Origin of the sequence: Streptomyces shenzhenensis (assembly GCF_003688995.1) — a bacterium.
Classification (GTDB): Bacteria; Actinomycetota; Actinomycetes; order Streptomycetales; family Streptomycetaceae; genus Streptomyces; species Streptomyces shenzhenensis_A.
In genome coordinates this window covers 1-600 of sequence record NZ_PENI01000118.1, presented here as the reverse complement: position 1 = coordinate 600, position 600 = coordinate 1, and the positions used below count along the sequence as shown (strand labels likewise).

Here is a 600-nt window from a genome sequence, read left to right as displayed (position 1 = left end):
GCCATTCCCTGGCCCGGCTGCGTGATCGCGTCCAGGTCGACGCCCGCGACGACGTCGCGGACGGCGAACGCGATCGGCTTGGTGTCGAACACGACAGCGTGCGGCGGTCCTGCGTCAGAGCGCTTCAGCCCCAGGTACTGCTCGTAGAAAGCGGCGGAGCGCTCCAGGTCGCGCACCTGCAGTGAAATGAAGTCGGGTCCGGTGACGGCCACGGTTCTTGCCTCCTCATCACATGTCAGTCTTCTGACATACAGCACTGTATGTCAGACTGCTGACATGAGTCAAGGCGAGCCCGGAATCGAGCTGGACACATCGCTGGGGTACATGCTGAAGGCGGCCGCGAGCGCCCTGCACTCCGCCCTGGAGGCCGTGCTGAGTCCGCTCGGCATGACGATCACCCACTACTCCTGCCTGGAGCTGCTCGCCCAGCGGCCGGGCCTGTCGAACTCCGAGCTCGCCCGCGGCGCCTTCGTCACCCGGCAGTCGATGAATGTGCTCCTGCAGGCCCTCGAACGCCAGGGACTCGTCATCCGCCCGGCACGGGCACCCGTGGGCAGGGCCCTGCCCACCGAACTGACCGACCTCGGACGCCGCCAACTC

General features: G+C 67.0%; 2 protein-coding genes. One reads left to right on the top strand and one right to left on the bottom strand.

Annotation, left to right across the window (positions count from 1 at the left end; all coding sequences use genetic code 11):
- Positions 1–212: VOC family protein (locus tag CTZ28_RS46445; RefSeq protein ID WP_183154929.1), on the bottom strand; the 212-nt coding region annotated here is incomplete at its 3' end.
- A 64-nt stretch (positions 213–276) separates the two neighbouring features.
- Here CTZ28_RS46445 and CTZ28_RS46440 point away from each other — a divergent pair.
- Positions 277–600: MarR family winged helix-turn-helix transcriptional regulator (locus tag CTZ28_RS46440; RefSeq protein WP_121895962.1), on the top strand; the 324-nt coding region annotated here is incomplete at its 3' end.